Here is a 1,079-nt window from a genome sequence, read left to right on the forward strand (position 1 = left end):
CCTACAATGCCAAGGTCACCAAGATCGCCCAGAACGACAAGGGCGTGACGGTGACCTATGAGGACGCGAAAAACCCCGGAACCGCCCAGGAAGCCAGCGCCGACTGGTGCGTGTGCACCATTCCGCTCACCATCCTCAGCCAGATCGAAATCCAGGTCGGCGGCGCCATGCAGGCGGCGATCGGGGCGGTGCCCTATGCGTCCTCGGTCAAGGTCGGCCTGCAGATGAAGCGCCGTTTCTGGGAGGAGGACGAATCGATCTTCGGCGGCGTCAGCTACACCAACTTGCCGATTTCGCAGATCTCCTACCCCAGCACCGGCTTCAACGCCGGCGGCAAGGGCGTGCTGCTCGGCTGCTACACATGGAACGGACCGAACTCCTACGAATTCACCGCCATGACCCCGCAGGAGCGCGTGCAGAAGGCGGTGGAATACGGCGCGCAGCTTCACCCGCAATACAAGCAGGAATTCGAGACCGGCGTTTCCTGGGCATGGCACCGCTCGCCCTTCACGCTTGGCTGCGCGGGCGACTGGACCGAGGAGGCACGCAAGGAGCATTACGACAATCTGTGCCAGATCGACGGCCGCATCGTGCTGGCCGGCGAGCATGCCTCCTACATTCCCGCCTGGCAGGAGGGCGCGATCCTGTCCTCGCTCAACGCCATCACCCGCCTGCACCAGCGCGTCATGCAGGGATGAGGCCATGCCGATCCCTTCGTTCACCCCGTATCCCGCGAGGCATCCCATCATGAGCAGCTCCTTCAAAAGACCCAGCGGTCTCATCGCCGCCATGGCCGTCGCCATGGCGTTCACGGCCCCCGGCGCGTTCGCCGATTCGGCCGGCGTCACATTGAGCCAGGGCGATACTTTCACCGAAAAGGACGGCGCGGCGCTCTATGCCAATGTCTGCGCCGCCTGCCACCTGGACAAGGGGCAAGGCGCGGTCGGCGCCGGCCACTATCCGGCGCTGGCCAAGAACAAGAACCTGGAGACCGGCGGCTATCCCGTAAGCCTCGTCCTGCACGGGCAAAACGGCATGCCGCCGGTGGGGCAGATGATGAGCGACGACCAGGTCGCGGC

The 1,079-nt window shown here is 64.9% G+C and carries 2 protein-coding genes; both read left to right on the top strand.

Annotated features, from left to right (window positions below):
• A partial coding sequence (locus FJ980_RS33780) for an FAD-dependent oxidoreductase (RefSeq protein ID WP_181181424.1) occupies positions 1-698 on the top strand: 698 nt, incomplete at its 5' end.
• A 49-nt stretch (positions 699-747) separates the two neighbouring features.
• A partial coding sequence (locus FJ980_RS33785; protein WP_181181425.1) for a cytochrome c occupies positions 748-1,079 on the top strand: 332 nt, incomplete at its 3' end.

Origin of the sequence: Mesorhizobium sp. B1-1-5 (assembly GCF_006443065.1) — a bacterium.
Classification (GTDB): domain Bacteria; phylum Pseudomonadota; class Alphaproteobacteria; order Rhizobiales; family Rhizobiaceae; genus Mesorhizobium.